The sequence below is a fragment of the Ensifer sesbaniae genome (assembly GCF_013283665.1).
In the GTDB taxonomy this organism is placed as follows: Bacteria; Pseudomonadota; Alphaproteobacteria; order Rhizobiales; family Rhizobiaceae; genus Ensifer; species Ensifer sesbaniae.
Genome location: NZ_JABEKU010000001.1, coordinates 2,595,594 through 2,612,375, shown reverse-complemented (window position 1 = coordinate 2,612,375; position 16,782 = coordinate 2,595,594). Strand labels below are relative to the sequence as shown.

At 65.1% G+C, this 16,782-nt stretch carries 17 protein-coding genes; 5 read left to right on the top strand and 12 right to left on the bottom strand.

Annotated features, from left to right (window positions below; genetic code table 11):
* Positions 1 to 9: 9 nt before the first annotated feature.
* Together BHMPCIPO_RS12745 and BHMPCIPO_RS12740 are read right to left on the bottom strand one after the other, a co-directional pair.
* Positions 10 to 1,359, bottom strand: coding sequence for an efflux RND transporter periplasmic adaptor subunit (locus BHMPCIPO_RS12745; protein ID WP_173517086.1), 1,350 nt, complete (start codon positions 1,357 to 1,359; stop codon positions 10 to 12).
* Positions 1,360 to 1,537: 178 nt separating this feature from the next.
* Complete coding sequence (locus BHMPCIPO_RS12740; RefSeq protein WP_173517085.1) at positions 1,538 to 2,158, bottom strand: cysteine hydrolase family protein; 621 nt, start codon at positions 2,156 to 2,158, stop codon at positions 1,538 to 1,540.
* Positions 2,159 to 2,256: 98 nt separating this feature from the next.
* On the opposite strand from BHMPCIPO_RS12740, the gene BHMPCIPO_RS12735 reads away from it, so the two are divergent.
* From BHMPCIPO_RS12735 to ilvC, 3 genes are all read left to right on the top strand, one after another.
* Positions 2,257 to 3,105 carry a LysR family transcriptional regulator gene (locus BHMPCIPO_RS12735; RefSeq protein ID WP_173517084.1) on the top strand — a complete coding sequence of 283 codons (849 nt, stop codon included), beginning with the start codon at positions 2,257 to 2,259 and terminating at the stop codon, positions 3,103 to 3,105.
* A gap of 364 nt (positions 3,106 to 3,469) precedes the next feature.
* Positions 3,470 to 4,117: a TetR/AcrR family transcriptional regulator C-terminal domain-containing protein gene (locus tag BHMPCIPO_RS12730; protein ID WP_173517083.1), complete on the top strand. Its 648-nt coding sequence runs from the start codon at positions 3,470 to 3,472 to the stop codon at positions 4,115 to 4,117.
* Between the two features lie 175 nt (positions 4,118 to 4,292).
* Positions 4,293 to 5,354 (top strand): ketol-acid reductoisomerase, encoded by a 1,062-nt coding sequence (ilvC, locus tag BHMPCIPO_RS12725; RefSeq protein WP_173517082.1) that lies wholly within the window; start codon positions 4,293 to 4,295, stop codon positions 5,352 to 5,354.
* Between the two features lie 120 nt (positions 5,355 to 5,474).
* Here the strand turns inward: ilvC and BHMPCIPO_RS12720 are convergent, their stop codons facing one another.
* The 10 genes from BHMPCIPO_RS12720 to BHMPCIPO_RS12680 all read right to left on the bottom strand — a co-directional run bounded on the left by BHMPCIPO_RS12720 (position 5,475) and on the right by BHMPCIPO_RS12680 (position 13,956).
* Positions 5,475 to 6,245 carry a TIGR01458 family HAD-type hydrolase gene (locus tag BHMPCIPO_RS12720; protein ID WP_173517081.1) on the bottom strand — a complete coding sequence of 257 codons (771 nt, stop codon included), beginning with the start codon at positions 6,243 to 6,245 and terminating at the stop codon, positions 5,475 to 5,477.
* Between the two features lie 248 nt (positions 6,246 to 6,493).
* Complete coding sequence (locus BHMPCIPO_RS12715) at positions 6,494 to 7,408, bottom strand: pyridoxal-phosphate dependent enzyme (RefSeq protein ID WP_173517080.1); 915 nt, start codon at positions 7,406 to 7,408, stop codon at positions 6,494 to 6,496.
* Positions 7,409 to 7,742: 334 nt separating this feature from the next.
* Positions 7,743 to 7,865 (bottom strand): hypothetical protein, encoded by a 123-nt coding sequence (locus BHMPCIPO_RS33455; RefSeq protein ID WP_282439033.1) that lies wholly within the window; start codon positions 7,863 to 7,865, stop codon positions 7,743 to 7,745.
* A 368-nt stretch (positions 7,866 to 8,233) separates the two neighbouring features.
* On the bottom strand, positions 8,234 to 8,467 hold the full coding sequence (locus BHMPCIPO_RS12710; RefSeq protein ID WP_173517079.1) for a hypothetical protein: 234 nt from the start codon (positions 8,465 to 8,467) through the stop codon (positions 8,234 to 8,236).
* A 295-nt stretch (positions 8,468 to 8,762) separates the two neighbouring features.
* Positions 8,763 to 8,999 (bottom strand): 30S ribosomal protein S21, encoded by a 237-nt coding sequence (rpsU, locus tag BHMPCIPO_RS12705; RefSeq protein ID WP_173517078.1) that lies wholly within the window; start codon positions 8,997 to 8,999, stop codon positions 8,763 to 8,765.
* 326 nt (positions 9,000 to 9,325) lie between these two features.
* The gene (locus BHMPCIPO_RS12700; protein ID WP_173517077.1) at positions 9,326 to 9,535 is read right to left on the bottom strand and encodes a cold-shock protein; all 210 of its coding nucleotides are present in this window, start codon (positions 9,533 to 9,535) and stop codon (positions 9,326 to 9,328) included.
* Positions 9,536 to 10,226: 691 nt separating this feature from the next.
* Positions 10,227 to 10,469, bottom strand: coding sequence for a helix-turn-helix domain-containing protein (locus BHMPCIPO_RS12695; protein ID WP_173517076.1), 243 nt, complete (start codon positions 10,467 to 10,469; stop codon positions 10,227 to 10,229).
* 282 nt (positions 10,470 to 10,751) lie between these two features.
* Complete coding sequence (locus tag BHMPCIPO_RS12690) at positions 10,752 to 12,338, bottom strand: acetolactate synthase large subunit (RefSeq protein WP_173517075.1); 1,587 nt, start codon at positions 12,336 to 12,338, stop codon at positions 10,752 to 10,754.
* 117 nt (positions 12,339 to 12,455) lie between these two features.
* Positions 12,456 to 13,088, bottom strand: a complete 633-nt coding sequence (locus BHMPCIPO_RS12685) for a LysE family translocator (RefSeq protein ID WP_173517074.1) — start codon at positions 13,086 to 13,088, stop codon at positions 12,456 to 12,458.
* A gap of 244 nt (positions 13,089 to 13,332) precedes the next feature.
* Positions 13,333 to 13,956, bottom strand: a complete 624-nt coding sequence (locus tag BHMPCIPO_RS12680) for an FMN-binding negative transcriptional regulator (RefSeq protein ID WP_173517073.1) — start codon at positions 13,954 to 13,956, stop codon at positions 13,333 to 13,335.
* Between the two features lie 75 nt (positions 13,957 to 14,031).
* Between BHMPCIPO_RS12680 and pdxR the strand changes: the two genes are divergently transcribed.
* Both pdxR and BHMPCIPO_RS12670 read left to right on the top strand, forming a co-directional pair.
* The gene (pdxR, locus tag BHMPCIPO_RS12675; RefSeq protein WP_173517072.1) at positions 14,032 to 15,528 is read left to right on the top strand and encodes a MocR-like pyridoxine biosynthesis transcription factor PdxR; all 1,497 of its coding nucleotides are present in this window, start codon (positions 14,032 to 14,034) and stop codon (positions 15,526 to 15,528) included.
* 179 nt (positions 15,529 to 15,707) lie between these two features.
* A complete protein-coding gene (locus tag BHMPCIPO_RS12670; protein ID WP_173517071.1) occupies positions 15,708 to 16,391 on the top strand; it encodes a peroxiredoxin-like family protein in 684 nt (227 codons plus the stop codon).
* Positions 16,392 to 16,782 lie beyond the last annotated feature (391 nt).

The window sequence follows — 16,782 nt, the reverse complement described above, 5'->3', positions numbered from 1 at the left end:
CCGGCAGCCTCAGAACATCGGCGGCATGCGCATGCCGCGCAGGCTGCGGCTGTCACGGGCGTTGCCGCTGCTGCCGGAGCCGGTGCTGACGACGATCTTCTCGCCCTCTGCGAGGCCGCTCCTGATCTCGGCGCTGACGCGGTTGCGGATACCCACTTCGACGTCGCGGGTTTCAAGCGCGCCGGAGGCGGTGACGACGGTGACTTGCGCTTTGCCGGCCTCACCACGTGCGCCATCCGCCTGGCCGCTTCTCTGCCCGTCACCTCGGCCGCCGCCCTGGCCGGCCGCATCGCCGGTGCCCTTGGCCGGGTGGTTCAAGGCGGCGCTCGGCACGATCAGCACGTCCCTGGCGGCGGCCTGGACGAAGAACACCTGTGCGCTCATCGACATCATCAGCTCGCCGTCGGGGTTGGGCACGTCGAAGAGGGCGTAATAGAGCACGACGTTGTTGGCGGTGTCGGGCATCGGCTGGATCTGCCGAAGCTTGCCGACGAAGCGCTTTCCCGGCTGGCCGAGAAGCGTGAAATAGGCATCCATGCCGACCTTCAGCCGGGTGACATCGGCTTCCGACACCTGCGCCTTGACGGTCATGGTCGAGAGGTCGGCAATGGTGACGATGGTCGGCGTCGTCTGGTTGGCATTCAGCGTCTGGCCTTCCTTGGCCGGGTTGGCGACGATGGTGCCTGATATCGGCGCATAGATCTTGGTATAGCCGAGATCGACCTTGTCGCCGGCAAGGGTCGCCTGCTGCTTGCGGATCTGCGCCTCGATGGCGTTGACGTCGGCTTCGGCCGCGGCGAGATCGGCGATCGCCTGGTCGAGCGTCGATTGCGCCACGCTCCTGGCTTCGACGAGATTGCGCTGACGGTCGATATTGGCCTGCTTCAGCACGAGCTGCGCCTTCTTGGAGATGAGCTGCGCCTGCAGGTTGGCGAGCTCCGCCTGGTCGATCTCGATGCGGTTCTCGATCGTCGCCGGGTCGATCTCGGCGACCAGTTGATCTTGCGTGACCCTGTCGCCGATCTCGACATGCAGCGCCTTCAACTGGCCGGAGACCTGCGCGCCGGCATCGACGGAGTTGACCGCATCCAGCGTGCCGACGGCGGTGACGCTGTTTTCGATGTCGCCGCGCGTCACCACGTCGGTCACCATTGCCGCCGCTGCCGGCTCCTCGCCGTAGCGCACCCAGCCGTAATAGGCAGCACCGGCGATGGCGACAACGACCGGCAGCCACAGCCAGGAGCGCGTGCGACGCTTGCGCTTCGCCTTCTGCACTGCACCGGGAATGAAGGTGATATTGGGGGCCGCGTCGTCGCGGGGCGTGGTGTCGGCTCGCGCCGTCTTTGCTGTCTTGCTCATCGCTTGCGCCTAACCGGCATCGCCGATGCCAAAATGGATAGGTCAAAAATAGAAGCGATTGGGCACGGCGAACAGCATTGAGATCATTATATTTTCGTAATCTTCCGCAGCTGCGCTGCGGCAAAGGGCGCCCACGATCGGCGGGCGCCCGGGGTTTCGATGACGGCTGACGAGCCGGTCAACCGCGCGGCGCGATCAACGCGGCGACATCGACGACGGCGCCGTGGTGATCGGCAAGGCCGGCGAGCTCGGCATCATGCAGGGCGCGCGCCGGAATGGTTCCGGCCGGCGAGGGAAGGTCGCGGGTGGTGCAGGCGTCGGCCGCAATCGTGATGCCGTAGCCGAGGTCCTTGGCGGCGCGGGCGGTCGAGGAGACGCAATTGTGCGTCATGAAGCCGGCGAAGATGACCGGCGTGCCGGCCGGGCCGACGATCTCCGAGAGGTCGGTGCCGGAGAAGGCGTTGGGCCGCGGCTTCTCGACGATGGTTTCGCCTGGCAGCGGCGCCAGCGCATCGACGATCGCGCCGCGATGCTGAGCCCGGTCGAACACGCCGCCGGCAGCGCCGCGATGGGCGACGTGGATGATCCTGGCGCCGGCGGCACGAGCAGCGACCAGAAGCTGCCGCGCCTTCTCGATCGCCGCTTCGGGTTCGACGAGCCGCAAGGGACCGGCCAGATATTCGTTCTGGTAGTCGATCAGGATCAGCGTCGCATCGCCAAGCGGGGGCGGGGTGAGCGTGACGCCGGCGAGCGTGAAGAGGGTTGCCGGGGCGGCGGGCGAAAGGGTGGCAGCGGTCATCGTCAGGCTCCTTGCTTTTCGAAGCGGGGTGTTGATGGGCTTGATCTTATCGACTGCACTGATGCAGAGTGAGCCGAAATTTTCGGAGGCAAGTCTGCATGAATGCAGGGACATGGGCAGATCTCGAACTGCTGGACCATCTGGTGCGCGGCGCGACGCTCAGCCAGGCCGCCCGCTCGCTCGGTGTCGACCAGACGACGGTGTCGCGACGGCTCGCGGCGCTGGAGCGGCGGGTGGGGGCGGCGCTCTTCGACCGCATCGACGGCCGGTTGACACCGACGCCGGTGCTTTCCCCGGTCGTCGAGCGTCTGCGGACGATGTCCGAGGAAGCGTCGCTGTCGCTCGCGACGCTTCTGCGACGGACGGCGGAGCTGAAGGGGCAGGTGCGGGTGACGAGCATCGGCTTCGTGCTGAGCGCCATCCTGGCGCCATCGCTTGCCCGGCTGGAGCAGCGCCATCCGGGCCTCACCCTCGATCTCATCGCCGACAACCAGATGCTGAGCATCGAACGGCGCGAGGCCGACATCGCCATCCGCATGGCGCGCACCGGCGAGGATTCGGTGCGGGTGAAGAGCCTCGGCACGCTCCGCTTCCGGCTGTTCCGGCCGAAGGGGCAGGGAGACAGCCCATGCCCGGTGGTGCGCTATGGACCGGCGCTTGCCCATGTGCCGGAGATGCAGGCGCTTTCCCGGCTGCGTCCCGGCGCCCGGGTGGCACTGACCGCCGACAAGCTGGAGATCCTGATCGAGGCGGCGCTCTCCCTCGGTGCCGAACTGATGTTGCCGGAAGTCTCCGCCTTGCGCGACCCTCGCTTCGAGGCGGTCGATTTGCCTGACGCGATCGCCGAGCGCCCGGTCTATCTGATGATGCATCCCGAGCGGGCGCGGGTGCCGAGTGTCGCGGCGGTGGCGGCTTTCATCGAGGAGGCGGTGCGGGGGTGGAGGTAGGCGCTGGGTTGAGGGGGATGCGATCGTCTCGCAAGCTTTGCCCCTCACCCTCACCCTCTCCCCGCAGGCGGGGAGAGGGGACGTGCCCTGCTGCCGGCGTTCTCGACCTGAGCCGTAGTCAGCGGGAAATCGAGGGCGCCTATTGTTGAGGCGAGCGGGTGCGGCGTTCTTCCTTCTCCCCGTGACGACGGGGGGAAGGTCCCGGCAGGGGGATGAGGGGCAGCAACAGACGTGCACCATAAAGGCTGTCCCGCCGTCACCGCCGAAATTTCGCCCCCTTGTAAGAATCGTCTTGACGCTCCCAGGCCTCTTCACTAGAAGAGTGCGAACCGTACCGTACGGTACTGATCGGGAGCGAGGCGACGTGCAGATGACTGCGGCGATGAGGGAGGCGAATGCCGGGGAGGGGCTGACCGAACGTCAGGGCGCCGTTCTCGAGCAGGCATTGCGTCTTCTGGTCGACGGCGGCGAAAAGGCGCTGACGACGGCCGGCATCGCGCGGGCGGCCAATTGCTCCAAGGAAAGCCTCTACAAGTGGTTCGGCGATCGCGACGGGTTGATCTCGGCGATGATCGGCTTCCAGGCGAGCAAGGTCCGCACCCAGGACGTGGCCGCCAAGGCGCTCGATGCCGAGAGCCTTGAGCGTCATCTGATCGTTTTTGCCAAGGATCTGCTGGAGGTGCTTGCCGGGGACGTGTCGCTGGCGCTCAATCGCCTGGCGATCGGCCAGGCGAGCCGCGACGGCTCCAAGCTCGGCCATATGCTGCAGGAGCGCGGGCGCCGCCAGATCGGCCGCCGTGCGGCGGCGCTGCTGGAGGCCGGCCGCAAGGCGGGGCTGCTGACGTTCGACGATGCCGACGAGGCTTATGGCGCCCTCTATGGGCTCATCGTCTCCGACTGGCATCTGAAGATGCTCTTGGGCGAAGAGGCCGGCGAGATGAAAAAGGGTTTTGGCCGCAAGGCGGAGCAGGCGGTTGCCGCCTTCCTCACGCTTTACGGCACGAAGAGGTGACGGCCTGTAGCGCCGCGTGTCGGAGACACGCAAAGGTCGCTGCAGCAGTGAAAATGGCAGCGCCGCGTGTCGGAGACACGCAGAGGTCGCTGCAGCACAGAAATTGCAGCGCCGCGCTTTGAGAGAAGCGCAAGGGTCGCTGCAGCACTAGGAATTGCTGCATGGTTCCTGAGCCATGCGGCGGAGACGACTGACAACAACGGGAAGGACCACTAAAATGCGCGTCTATTATGATCGTGATGCCGATATCAACCTGATCAAGTCGAAGAAGGTCGCCATCGTCGGCTATGGCAGCCAGGGCCGCGCCCATGCGCTGAACCTCAAGGATTCCGGCGCCAAGGAAATCCGCATCGCGCTGAAGCCGGGTTCGGCAACCGCTGCCAAGGTCGAGGCCGATGGTCTCTCGGTTCTCTCGGTTGCGGAAGCCGCCAAGTGGGCCGACCTCATCATGATGGCGACGCCGGACGAACTGCAGGCCGAAATCTACAAGGCCGACATTGCCGGCAACATCCGTGACGGCGCTGCGATCGCGTTCGCCCACGGCCTCAACGTTCACTTCGGCCTGATCGAGCCGAAGGCGACCGTCGATGTCGTCATGATCGCGCCGAAGGGCCCGGGCCACACGGTTCGCGGCGAATACCAGAAGGGCGGCGGCGTTCCCTGCCTCGTTGCCGTTCACCAGGACGCTTCCGGCAACGCCCTCGACCTCGCGCTCTCCTACGCCTGCGGCGTCGGCGGCGGCCGTTCGGGCATCATCGAAACCAACTTCAAGGAAGAGTGCGAAACCGACCTCTTCGGCGAGCAGGTCGTTCTCTGCGGCGGTCTCGTCGAGCTGATCCGCGCCGGTTTCGAAACGCTGGTTGAAGCCGGCTACGCTCCGGAAATGGCCTATTTCGAGTGCCTGCACGAAGTGAAGCTGATCGTCGACCTGATCTATGAAGGCGGCATCGCCAACATGAACTACTCGATCTCGAACACGGCCGAGTGGGGCGAATACGTCACCGGTCCGCGCATCATCACCGAAGAAACCAAGGCTGAGATGAAGCGCGTCCTCAAGGACATCCAGACCGGCAAGTTCACCTCCGAGTGGATGCAGGAATACAAGTCGGGTGCCGCCCGCTTCAAGGGCATCCGCCGCGTCAACGACGCCCACCAGATCGAGGAAGTCGGCGCGAAGCTGCGCGGCATGATGCCCTGGATCGGCAAGAACAAGCTGGTCGACAAGGCGAAGAACTAAGCCTTATCGAACAGAGAATGAAGAAAGCCGGGGCAGTGCTCCGGCTTTTTTCGTTGGCGGGATGTTCCAGTCTTCGGACAAAAGTTCGCGTCATCGCCTTTGCCATGCGGACGGTGAGCGTCAGTTCCGCATTGCCAAGATGAAGTCGCAGGCGGCCCTTATGTCGTCGACGACCGTGGTAGGCGCCGGCTGGAAACGCTGCTCGTCGCCTTCCCGATATTTGCCGCTGCGCACCAGGATCGCGGTGCCGATCCCGGCGGCAAGCGCGCCGGCGGTATCGCTTTCCGCATCGTCGCCGATCATGGCCACATCGGCCGGGTCAAGGCCGATGCTCGCTGCCGCTGCCAGAAAGAAATCGGCAGATGGCTTGCCGAAGAGCTGCGCCTTGGTGCCGCTCGCATGTTCCAGCGCCTCGACGAAGGGGCCGGCATCGAGGCTCAGCTCGCCGTCGCGATCACGGAAGAAGCGGTTGCGGGCGAGCGCCAGCAGCGGCGCGCCGGCCATCAGCGCGCGAAACGCGGCGTTGAGCCGGCCATAGCTGAAGCGCTCAGCGGCATCGCCGACGACGACGGCGATGGGGCCGTCCATGCGGCAATCGGCGAAGTCTTCTTCGAGCGCGGGATGAACGAGCAGGTGCGGCCGGTAGCCGTTCGCCTCGAGCCAGGCGCACGCGGCAGCAACCGGCGTGAACACCTCGTCGGCGGCGCAATCGAAGCCGAAACGCTGGAGCTGGGCGATGAGCTGGCGCTTCGATTGCCGTGTGGTGTTGGTCAGGAAGCGGAGGGGCAGGTCGGCGGCCCTGAGGCGCGAGACCGCCACGACGGCACCCGGCAGCACCGTGTCGCCGTCATAGAGCACGCCGGAGAGATCGAGCAGTACGCCTCTGGCCATGGCAAGAGACTGCCTGAGCGCCAGGCCCTGGTCAACGGTGGCCAGCGGATGGCTTCCCAATCGGTCCGCGCCTGCCGCGCCGGCACCTTGGGGTCTGGCTGCCGTCTTCCCGCTGCATGCGGGAAGGCGCGGCGCCGCCTAAAGTATGTCGCGCAAAACTGTGCGGCGGTTTTGCGATAACGACATGCTAAATATCAAAGACTTAAAGCAAAGGAGCGAATCTGAAAGATCGCGACGCGCTTTAAACGTCAGGTAGCCTGCCAGGCCTGCAGCTGGGCGACCGTCGTCGTCGCACCGCCGCAAACGATGATCAGCACCCGCTCGAAGCGCTGCAACTGATCGGCGTGGGCATAGGCGACCGCGAGAGCCGCGCCACAGGCGGGCTCCACCGCCACCCGGTGATCGTCGAGGAAGCGGGTGCAGGCTTCGATGGCCGCGCGGTCGCTGACGACGACGCATTCGACCGGATGGCTCTGGCCAATCTCGAAGGCGCGGTCCGAGACCTTGCGGGCGCCGAGCGAGGTGGCGACGCCACTGATTGCGGGAAGCTCCACCAGCCTTCCCGCCTTGACGGAGGCTGCGAAGGATGCGGTGCCCTCGGTCTCGGCGGTGATGATGGGGATATCGCGCAGCCCATTGCGCTTCAGCCCTTCGGCGACGCCCGAGAGTAGGCCGCCGCCGCCGACCGAGAGCAGGACGGCATCGAAGGCGAGGCCGGCCTTGACGACCTCGTCGATAACAGTGGCGTGGCCGGCCCACAGCAGCGGATCGTCGAAGGGATGGATGAAGGCGGTGTCGGCATCGACCGACGCAAGCGCGCGGGCATTCGCCTCGTCCCAGCCGGCGCCGTGGACGATCACTTCGGCGCCTTCCTGGCGGATCAGCGCCTTCGCCCGCTCGGTGGTCGTTTCCGGAACGTAGACGGAGACGGGTATGGAGAGCCGGCGGCCGGCATAGGCGACCGCCATGCCGGCATTGCCGCCTGAGGAGGATACGAAGCGCCGCTTGCCGATTCGCGCGTGATGCTCGCAAGCCGCCCCTACGCCGCGGATCTTGAACGAGCCCGGCGGTTGCAGCGCATCCATCTTCAGCCAGACGGAGCGGCCCGATGCGAGGCTCAGCGGCAGGGATTCGATCAGCGGAGTTTCGAGGTGCAGTGCCATGGGAGATCCCGTTGAAAAGTGCAATGGGGGCAATTGCCGACTACAGAGCCGCGCGTCTTATAGGACGCGCGAAGGTCGCTGGAGCACTTTGAAGGAAACATGCAGCAGGCAAAAGGTCTCCCCGATTCTCAAAAGTGGAATTTGCCACCGATCGTGGCCGCCCCGCAACGTGCTCGGCCCGTCATCGGCAACAATGGCGTGAGCCGATTGCATGTCTCCTCAAATCGACCTCGATTTAAGGACGTGCAGAACATCAATGTTCGAGGGCGGCCTTTGCGCGTCCGAGAAGACGCGCGGCGCTATGGTGGCGCGCGAGCGGGGGATGCTCGCGATGCTACCAGAGAAGGCCGCTGAAGATAACGAAGGCGACGAACAGCAGCGACAAGACCAGCGACGCCTTGATTGCCGCCAGCGTGTAGTCGTATCGGCGAATTCTATGTGCGAGGTCCTGGAACATATGGTCGTCCAATCCTGGTATTGCCTGCGCGGGTCGTCGTGCAGGCGGCTTGCGCGGCGGTCGGACGTCCGGGCGGAAGTGTCGCGCCTGGCGCAATCTGCTTTCATTCCGTCGAGGCGTCTCGCCTCGTGCTTTCCCGAGCGTGCGCTGTGGCAAGGATACTGCCGGTCCGCTTGCGCTCGCGCTCGGCTTTCCAGTCGCGCAAGCTTAGCCGTCGATAATGGGAAACTGGCGGGCCGTGGACCTCTGACGCCGCGAAAAGCCAATTAGGCCAATGTCGATGCATGAACCATGCGCTTCAAATACGCCCAATACAAGGTCGTTCTCACGGGCGATGGGCGACAGCCGCGGGTTCCTGCCGTGATCGATCACGGCCGCCGCGTCTTGCGGGAGGTCTTGCGGGAAGTCTTGGGGGCGGGCGGCGGCGCCTGCGGCTCGGCGGCGGCGCGTTCGAGCCGGAGCGCTTTCAGCTTCTCCGTCTTCTTGTCGCGGGCGACCTTTTCGGCTGCGATGATGTTCTTCGCCGAATGATCGTTGGCGCCGGCCTTGTCGGCGGCCGGAGCCTTGCCGGGTTTGAAGAGATTGCTGCCGGTAAACGTCATGACTTGTCTCCGCGGGATGGGCGTGACGCCATTGGAGGGCGGACACGCCGCAGGAGTGCTGTCTTGCTGGCAAAAACGCTGCGCAGTGGCGCAACGGTCGCTGTAGCCTTTTGATTCTCCGGGTAATTTTACCTGCAATTCGCGTCGGGCCTAAGGAAAAAAACGACGACGGGATGCAAGGTTGGTTCGGGCGGTTCAACTGCGCCCATGGACCCGCTCGGTATCCGGTGCCGGTGGCGCCTCAGCGCCACCGGCCTTGTCTTATCGCATGTCCCGCAAGGGGACTGCGGCGCGATCAGCGCGACTTTGCAGCCCGCTTGGGCGCCGGCAGCAGGCCCTCGCGCTGGAGTTTCTTGCGCTGCAGCTTGCGCTGGCGCCGTACCGCTTCGGCCTTCTCGCGGGCGCGCTTTTCCGAGGGCTTTTCGTAGCTGGTGCGCGCCTTGAATTCGCGGAACAGGCCTTCTCGCTGCATCTTCTTCTTCAGGACGCGCAAAGCCTGGTCAACATTGTTGTCTCTGACAAGTACCTGCAAGTTACGTTCTCCTTCATCGATTCACGGGCAGCATCAAACGATGCCGTGACTTCTGACTGTCGGCCTATCCATGTGCTCAAGGGCTGAGCCAAGGTCGAGCGGTGGTGGCGGTCCGACCCGTTGCTTCGGGGCGGAAAGCCGGTGCGACGCATGCCGAGAGCGCGGCTTTTTCGCTCAATGCGCAGGCTTGCGGCATGATGATCTCCTTCACCGGAGATCGAAGGATCCAGAGACGCAAAAAGGCCGGGTTGTTTCCCCGACCTCTTCCCGTCATTCAAGCGCTTCCCTGCCAGTACATCCGTGGTCAGGGGAGAGCGAATGACAAATCAAGCCGCTCTGAGGTTGTCGGCCGAGCTCTTGCCGGTGCGGCGGTCGGCGACGACGTCGAACGTGACCTTCTGCCCCTCGGCGAGCGAGCGCATGCCGGCCCGCTCTACAGCCGAGATATGGACGAACACGTCGGTGCTGCCGTCATCGGGCTGGATGAAGCCGAAGCCCTTGGTGCTGTTGAACCACTTTACAGTGCCCGAAGCCATGATGATTTCCTTTCATTCGTTGAGTTTTCCGGAAGATATTCTCCCGGCCATAATCGATATTTGAGAGGAAATCTGGCCGCGCGGGAGCGCTTCGTCAAAGGTCACAAGCAATATTCGATGCGACGATATATAGGCGATACTTTTTTCAGTTCAACACAAATATCCGGTTTTGCGTTTTCAGGTGTTTGTGAAAACCTCTCTACGACCCTGTAATACCAAGCTTTTCGTCCGATTATTTTTCTTGGCCGAACCGGCATGGGTTTTATTACGGACCGGGCCAGGATGCCCGCGACGAGGCCGGCGCGCGGCCTCGATGGCCGACCGGCCGGGCCGGCTGCCTAGACCATTTCATTGTTTCATGGAAACAGTGAAATGGTCTAACCTTTTGAAATTACGCAATTCCGGACGGAAAACCGTTTCACACTTTTCCTGGAATTGCTCTAGAGCGCCGCGCGTCTAATCAGACGCGCAAAGGTCGCTGTAGGACTTTGATTTGCTGCATGTCTTCGTCCTTAAATCGAGGTCGATTTGAGGAGACATGCAGTAGTGACGGAATGCGTTGGCCTTGGTTGGCGTTGCCGGCTTCTGGAGGGCGGTGCGTTCGGATGACGCGGGCTTGCCCGATTGCGACCGGATCGGCCGGCGGTGGAAGGCGGCGGCGCGCTTGTCTTCGGCGCACCGCCCCCGCTTGTCAGGCGGCGTTAAAGGTCTGCGGCGAGACCTGCAATGCGGCGGCGATGCGCTGCAGCTTGGCGGGATCGGTATCGGCGCCAAGCTCGATCTTCGAGATTTCAACTTCCGTCAGGCCAGTCGTGACCGAGAGATCGTCGACCGAATAGCCGGCGGTTTCACGCGAACGCTTGATGGCGGCTCCGATATTGACGCGGGACAAAGATGCGCCGGGGGCCTTGGTTAGGTCTTTCTTAAAGGACATGAAGTGTCTCCTTCGTTGATCCACCGACAAAGAAAGCTGTCGGTTGAAGGGGGCCCAAAACTGAAATGCGACTCGGACAGACGAGCGCGAACCTGGGGCGCCGCTAATATAAGCGAGAAGTTCCCGGGCGCAAGTTTGCGGCCGAATTTTTGTGAATAGCCTAATTAAATCAGTTGTTTAGGCTGTAATTTTCGCTCCAGGGAAGGTGTGAACCGCACCGATCGGGGGCTTCATTTTCGCGGCGCGCCGGTGCCCGAATCAGCACGAAAACGACACGGAAATTCACACGAGGCGCGCCTCGATCAGAAACGGCCCGCGCCGCGACAGCGCGGCGTCGAAGAGGGCGGCGAAGGCTTCGCAGGAGGTGGCGACGGCCGCCTCGACGCCGAAGCCGCGGGCGAGCGAGACCCAGTCGAGCGCCGGCTGGTCGAGGTTCAGCATGCGGCGGGCGTTGGTGCCGATCTCTTCGACGCCGACATTGCGCATCTCGGCGTGGAGGATCGCGTAGGTGCGGTTGGAAAAGATGATGGTGACGATGTCGAGGTTTTCGCGCGCCTGGGTCCACAGGCCCTGAATGTTGTACATGGCGCAGCCATCGGCCTGCAGGCAGATCACCTTGCGTTCGGGGCAGGCGATCGCGGCGCCGGTCGAAAGCGGGATGCCTTCGCCGATGGCGCCGCCGGTCTGCATGATGAAGTCGTGCGGCGCCGAGAAGGCCGAAAGCGCGAAGAAGCGGCGGGCCGAGGTGGCCGCCTCGTCGCAAACGATCGCATTCTCCGGGACCTTGCGGGCGACGATGACGGCGACTGCGTCTTCCGTCAGCGTGCCGGAGGGTTCGCCCTCGTCGGTAGGGGCGCCCGTTGCGGGCAGCGGCAGCGTTGCGCTGATGCCGAGTTCGTCGCGCAGCGCTTCGAGCGTTGCCTTGAGGTCTTCGCCGTGGCGGGCAAGGGTCACGACCGCGCAGCCTTCCGGCACCAGGCGGCCGGGCTTTCCGGGATAGGCGAAGAATGCCACCGGTTCCGGTGCGCCGACGAGGATCAGAACCTTGACGTCGCTGAGCATATCGAGCGCCATGTCGATCGGGTAGGGGATGCGCCGCGGCGCCACCCGCCCGCGGCCGCGCTGGGTGTGGGCGACGAGCACCTCGTTGAAAAGCTGGACGTTGTGTACGGCCGCGATCCGTCCGGCGACGGCGAGGCCATCTGCCTTTGCGGCGGCGCCGCTCAAGACCATGGCGACCCCTGCAGGGTTCGCACGGATGAGACCGGCGACCTTACGGACCGTTTCCGCACTTGCCGGGCGCGGCGCTTCGAGCAGCACCTTCTGCGGCGGCGCGTCGGTGGAAAAGGCACCCCAGGACGCGTCAGCCGGCAGGATCATCGTGGCAACGCCCGGTGGCGCCAACGAAGCGCGATAGGCGTCCGCCGCCGTCGGCCCCACATCCGCAGGATCCTTCACCCGCCGCACCCAGTTCGACATCGGGCGGGCCAGGCACTCGATATCGCTGGTCAGCGGTGCGTCCAGGGCGAGATGGTAGGAGGCATGGTCGCCGACAACGTTGATGACAGGCGTGCGGGCGCGCCGCGCATTGTGCAGGTTGGCAAGGCTGTTGGCGAGGCCGGGGCCGGTGTGGAGCAGGGTTGCGGCCGGGCGGCCGGTCATGCGCGCATAGCCATCGGCCGCACCGGTGACGACGCCTTCGGAAAGGCCGAGAATGCAGCGCATCTCCGGCTTGCGATCAAGGGCGGCGACGAAGTGCATTTCCGACGTGCCGGGATTGGCGAAACAGACGTCGACGCCGTTGGCAAGCAGCGTATCGACGAGCATATCCGCGCCCGTGGTGCGAATTGGTTGGCCGCCTTCTCCCATGCGCCTGTCCCCCGATTGGCCCTCGGGCGCATGATAGCTGCGCCTCGACCCGGTGCAAGCGCAGTACACCGGCCTCGGGAGGTGAAATCTTGCGCGCGCCGCCGTGGGGCCGCTGCCCTAGGTCCGCTGCAAGGCGAGATGGGCTCCGAGGCCAATCAGCACCGTGCCGCCGGCGCGCTGTAACAGGCGCTGTGCCCGGCTGGAGCGGCGCATCTTGGCGACGACGGCATCGGCGAGAAACACGCAGACGAGATCGGCGGAGGAGAACATCAGATTGACGGCGGTGCCGAGCAGCAGGAACTGCACCCACACCGGGAAGGCGGCGGCGGCATCGGTGAACTGCGGCAGGAAGGCGACGAAGAAGATCGCGGTCTTCGGGTTCAGCACCTCGACGGTGATGCTCTCGAAGAAGGCGCGGCGGGCCGATTTCGCCTCGACGGCGGGCAGGTGACCATCGCCGCTCGCCTTGGCGCGCATCAGCGTGAAACCCAGCCAGACGAGATAGCCGGCACCCGCAAGCTTCACCGCGAGATAGAGCGTCGGCACCGCATGGAACAGGATGGAAAGGCCGGCGGCGGCCGCAACGACGTGCACATAGCCGCCGAGGTGGATGCCGAGCGAGGCCATCAGTCCGGCGAAGCGGCCGCGCGCCATGGTCTGCGCGGCGGCATAGAGCATCGCCGGTCCGGGGATATAGGCGAAGATTGCCGTGGTGACGAAGAAGGTGAGGAGAATGTCGAGCGATGGCATGGGGCTATACCTCGTCTGCTGCTGCGCGGCCTATTCGGGAGTCGTTCTACTGCACAATTCCTTAAATCGGAATCGATTTAAGGGCAAAATTATGCAGCAGATCTAAAGTGTTACAGCGACCTTAGCGCGTCTTAAAAGACGCGCGGCGCTGTAAGGTCTTGCGCGGGAAAGTTGAAGGAAAATCGGAGCGCCCGATCCATCAGGTGAAGGCGCAGGAGCGGCACGGCGGAATGTCCGTCGCGCGTCAGACCGGGATCTCCTCGGCGACGCGGCGATCCTCGGGGCGGGATCTGGCTGCAAGCCCGGCGGCGACGCCCTGGCGGTCCTCGGCGCTGCGGTTCTGGCTCATCTTGCGCTTGCCGTCGAGGCGGTCGATCGGCAGCCTGAGGCCGATGATGCCGCGAAGCTGCGCCTTGACGAAGGCGGCGGGCGCGTCGCTCACCTGCCAGGGTTCGGCGCGGGCCGCTTCGTGGCGGTTGGTCAGGCGGGTGACGACATCCAGAAGCCGGTCCTCGTCGGTGAAGAACTCGACCGCGCCATAGGCATGCACGGCCGAATAGTTCCAGGTCGGCACAACCTTTCCGTGTTCGCGCTTGGACGCGTACCAGGAGGGCGTGACATAGGCGTCCGGCCCCAGGAAGGTCGCCATGGCGGCGCCGATCGGCGCGGTCGTCCCTTGCGGATTGGCGCGGGCGAGGTGGCCATAGAGGGTGCCATGAGGACCCTCGTCGCGATCAAGCAGCAGCGGCAGCGGGGTCGCAAGCAGGCCATCGGCGGTTGCGGTGACGAAGGTCGACAGCGACGCGGCCTCGATGATCGCATGCAGTACGCTCAGTTCCTCCTCCTTGAACGCCGGGGGTGTGTACATGATCTCGCTCCTTGTGCCTGCCACTTCATAGAGGCAAACTGGACTGGACCGAATATCCAGTTTTCGCATAAATGAGTGGGCCAGTTGATAGCGGAGAACAACGAGGCGAGGGGCGGGACCACCCGGCGGATCTACGAGGCGCTGAAGGCGCAGATCCTCGGCGGCACCTACGGCCCTGGGGATCGGCTGCCGTCGACGCGGGCGCTGGCGGCCGAACTCGGCGTGTCGCGCACCACCGTGACCGCAGCCTACGAGCAGCTTCTTTCCGAGGGGTTTCTGGAAAGCCGGCAGGGCGCGCCCTCGCGGGTGGCGCTGCTGCATGAGCACGAAGGTACCAAGCCGCTCCCCGAAGGGGCGCCTTCACCGCCGACGCCGAGGCCGGAGGCACCCGTTCGGCTGTCGCGCTTTGGAGCGGCGCTTGGCGAGGGGCCGACCTGGGTACCGCCGCAGTCCGGCGGGTTGATCGCCGATTTTCGCTATGGCGACCTCTCGGCGGCCGACTTTCCGGCCGAGGCCTGGCGGCGGGCGGTCAATGCCGCGCTTCGGCGGCGCAGGCCGCGGCTTGCCTACGACGACCCCGGCGGATCGGCGGAATTGCGCGCGGCCCTTCAGGCCTATCTCTGGCGGGCGCGGGGGCTCAGGTGCGCGCCGGACCAGATCATCATCGTCAACGGCTCGCAGCAGGGGCTGGACCTTGCCGCCCGCGTGCTTGCCGATCCCGGCGGCCGGGTCGCGGTGGAGGATCCCGGTTACGTCATGGCGCGCCGGGTCTTTGCCGCCGCCGGCGCTGACGTGGTTCCGATCGCCGTCGACGGGGAGGGCTTGCGAACCGAGGCGTTCGAAGGGCTCGAAGACGTGAAGCTCGCCTATGTCACGCCGTCGCACCAGTTTCCGCTCGGCAGCGTGCTCTCGGCCCGGCGCCGGCAGGAGCTTCTCGCCTGGTCGGAACGCAGCGGAGCCTATGTCATCGAGGACGATTACGACGGCGAATATCGCTACGATATCCGCCCGATCCCGCCGCTGCAGACGATGGCGCACGCGGAAAACGTCATCTATCTCGGCACGATTTCGAAGAGCCTGTCGCCGATGTTGAGGCTCGGCTATCTCGTCGTGCCGCCGCCGCTTCGCGCCGTCTTCGCCGCCGCCAAGCAACTGGTCGACCGCCATTCTCCCGTTCTGGAGCAGGAGGCGCTTTCAGCGATGATCGCAAGCGGCGCCTACGAGCGTCACATCCGCCGCAGCCGGCGCAGCAATGGCCGCCGCCGTGAAGCGCTGCTTGCGGCGCTCAAGGCGGAGCTCGGCGACCGGGTGGCCGTCGCGGGCGCCGATGCCGGCCTGCACGTCGTCGTCTGGTTCGATCGGGTCGAGAAGGCGCAGGAAGGCGAATTGATCGCGCGGGCGAGGGCGGCGGGCATCGGCCTCTATCCGATTTCGCCGCTCTACGCCGCGGACGAAGCCGGACATCGGCCCGACCGGGCCGGTATCGTCATGGGCTATGCAAGCCTCGAGCCGGCGGAGATCGGCAAGGGCGTGGCGGCGCTTGCCGAGGTGTTGCGTTGCTGGGGCGGCTAAAGGGCGCCGTGCGAAGGTGCGGCTGTAGTGTGGCGCTGCCATCTCCGCTATAGTCTGTCGGTGCCGCCACGGGCGCGAGGGTCATGCGCAACGGCTCCATGGCGGCACGCCCGCCTGTCCAGGCCGGGATCGATTTTTCGGGCTTTGCGGAAGGGCGGCGTAATCAGGAGGCGAGACCGATGGCAGAACGGAGAGCTCAGCCGTTGCAGCCGGGAGAACCGGCACCCGACTTCACGCTTGCGAGCGCCAATCGCGATGCTCCGGTTTCGCTTGCCAGCCTCAGCGGCCGCCCGTTCCTGATCGGCCTGTTCCGCGGATTGCATTGCCCTTTCTGCCGTCGTCAGCTCCGGCAGCTCTCCGCTGTCGAGCCAGCACTTCGTGCCGTCGGGGTGGAGACCTTGGCGGTGGTCAACACGCCGGTCGAGCGCGCGCGCCTCTACTTCGGCTACCAGCCGACGCCGGTCACGCTGCTTTCGGATCCGGAATGCAGAACGCATCGGGATTTCGGTGTGCCCCGCGTCGTGTTCCTTTCGCCCGAAAGCGACGAGCCGCCGCAATGGCCGGATCGTGCCAGACTGGCCGATTTCGAGGCGGCGCGGATCAACCCCACGGGCGAAATGCCGGAACCGGCGCAGCCGATGCGGGCCAACGACCTGCTCAATGCCGTGGACGGCTTCGAGCCCGACGAGACGGACGGTCGCATCTACGCGCAGCATGGCACGCAGCTCGTCGGCCACTTTCTCATCGATGCGGCCGGCATCGTGCGATGGAGCGAGATCGAGGCCCGCTTCGGGCCGGAGGAGATCGGCGTCTTCCCGACTTCGCGCGAGATCATGCTGGCCGCCGGCAAGGTCGCCGGCTGAGCGGGCGAGGGCGGCGGTGTTGCCTTGACGGGAGGGGCAGAAGGCGGCTCGGGCGCGAAGCCGTCATGGGTTTTCGGCTTCTGAGAACCGTATTGACCTGCTTGCCGGACATGCCGCACAGACCTTCGTCGGCGGCCTGCTGCTGGCGGCCGGCCTTGCGGGGCTGCCGCTGTTTCCGGGCCAGACGCCGGCGATGACGGTGGTCTCGGCGCTGTTCATGCTGAAGGTGCTTTTCGGCTTTGCGGTCGATCACTATCGCGCTCATCCGTCCAAAAACGGGTGAGCGGCCGATCGCCTCTAAAGCGACCTGCGTTCATCTGAACGCACGGCGCTCTAGTGTCCTGATCGATAAATTTGTGCGATCATTTTCCCTGTTTGAGAAGGGGATGAT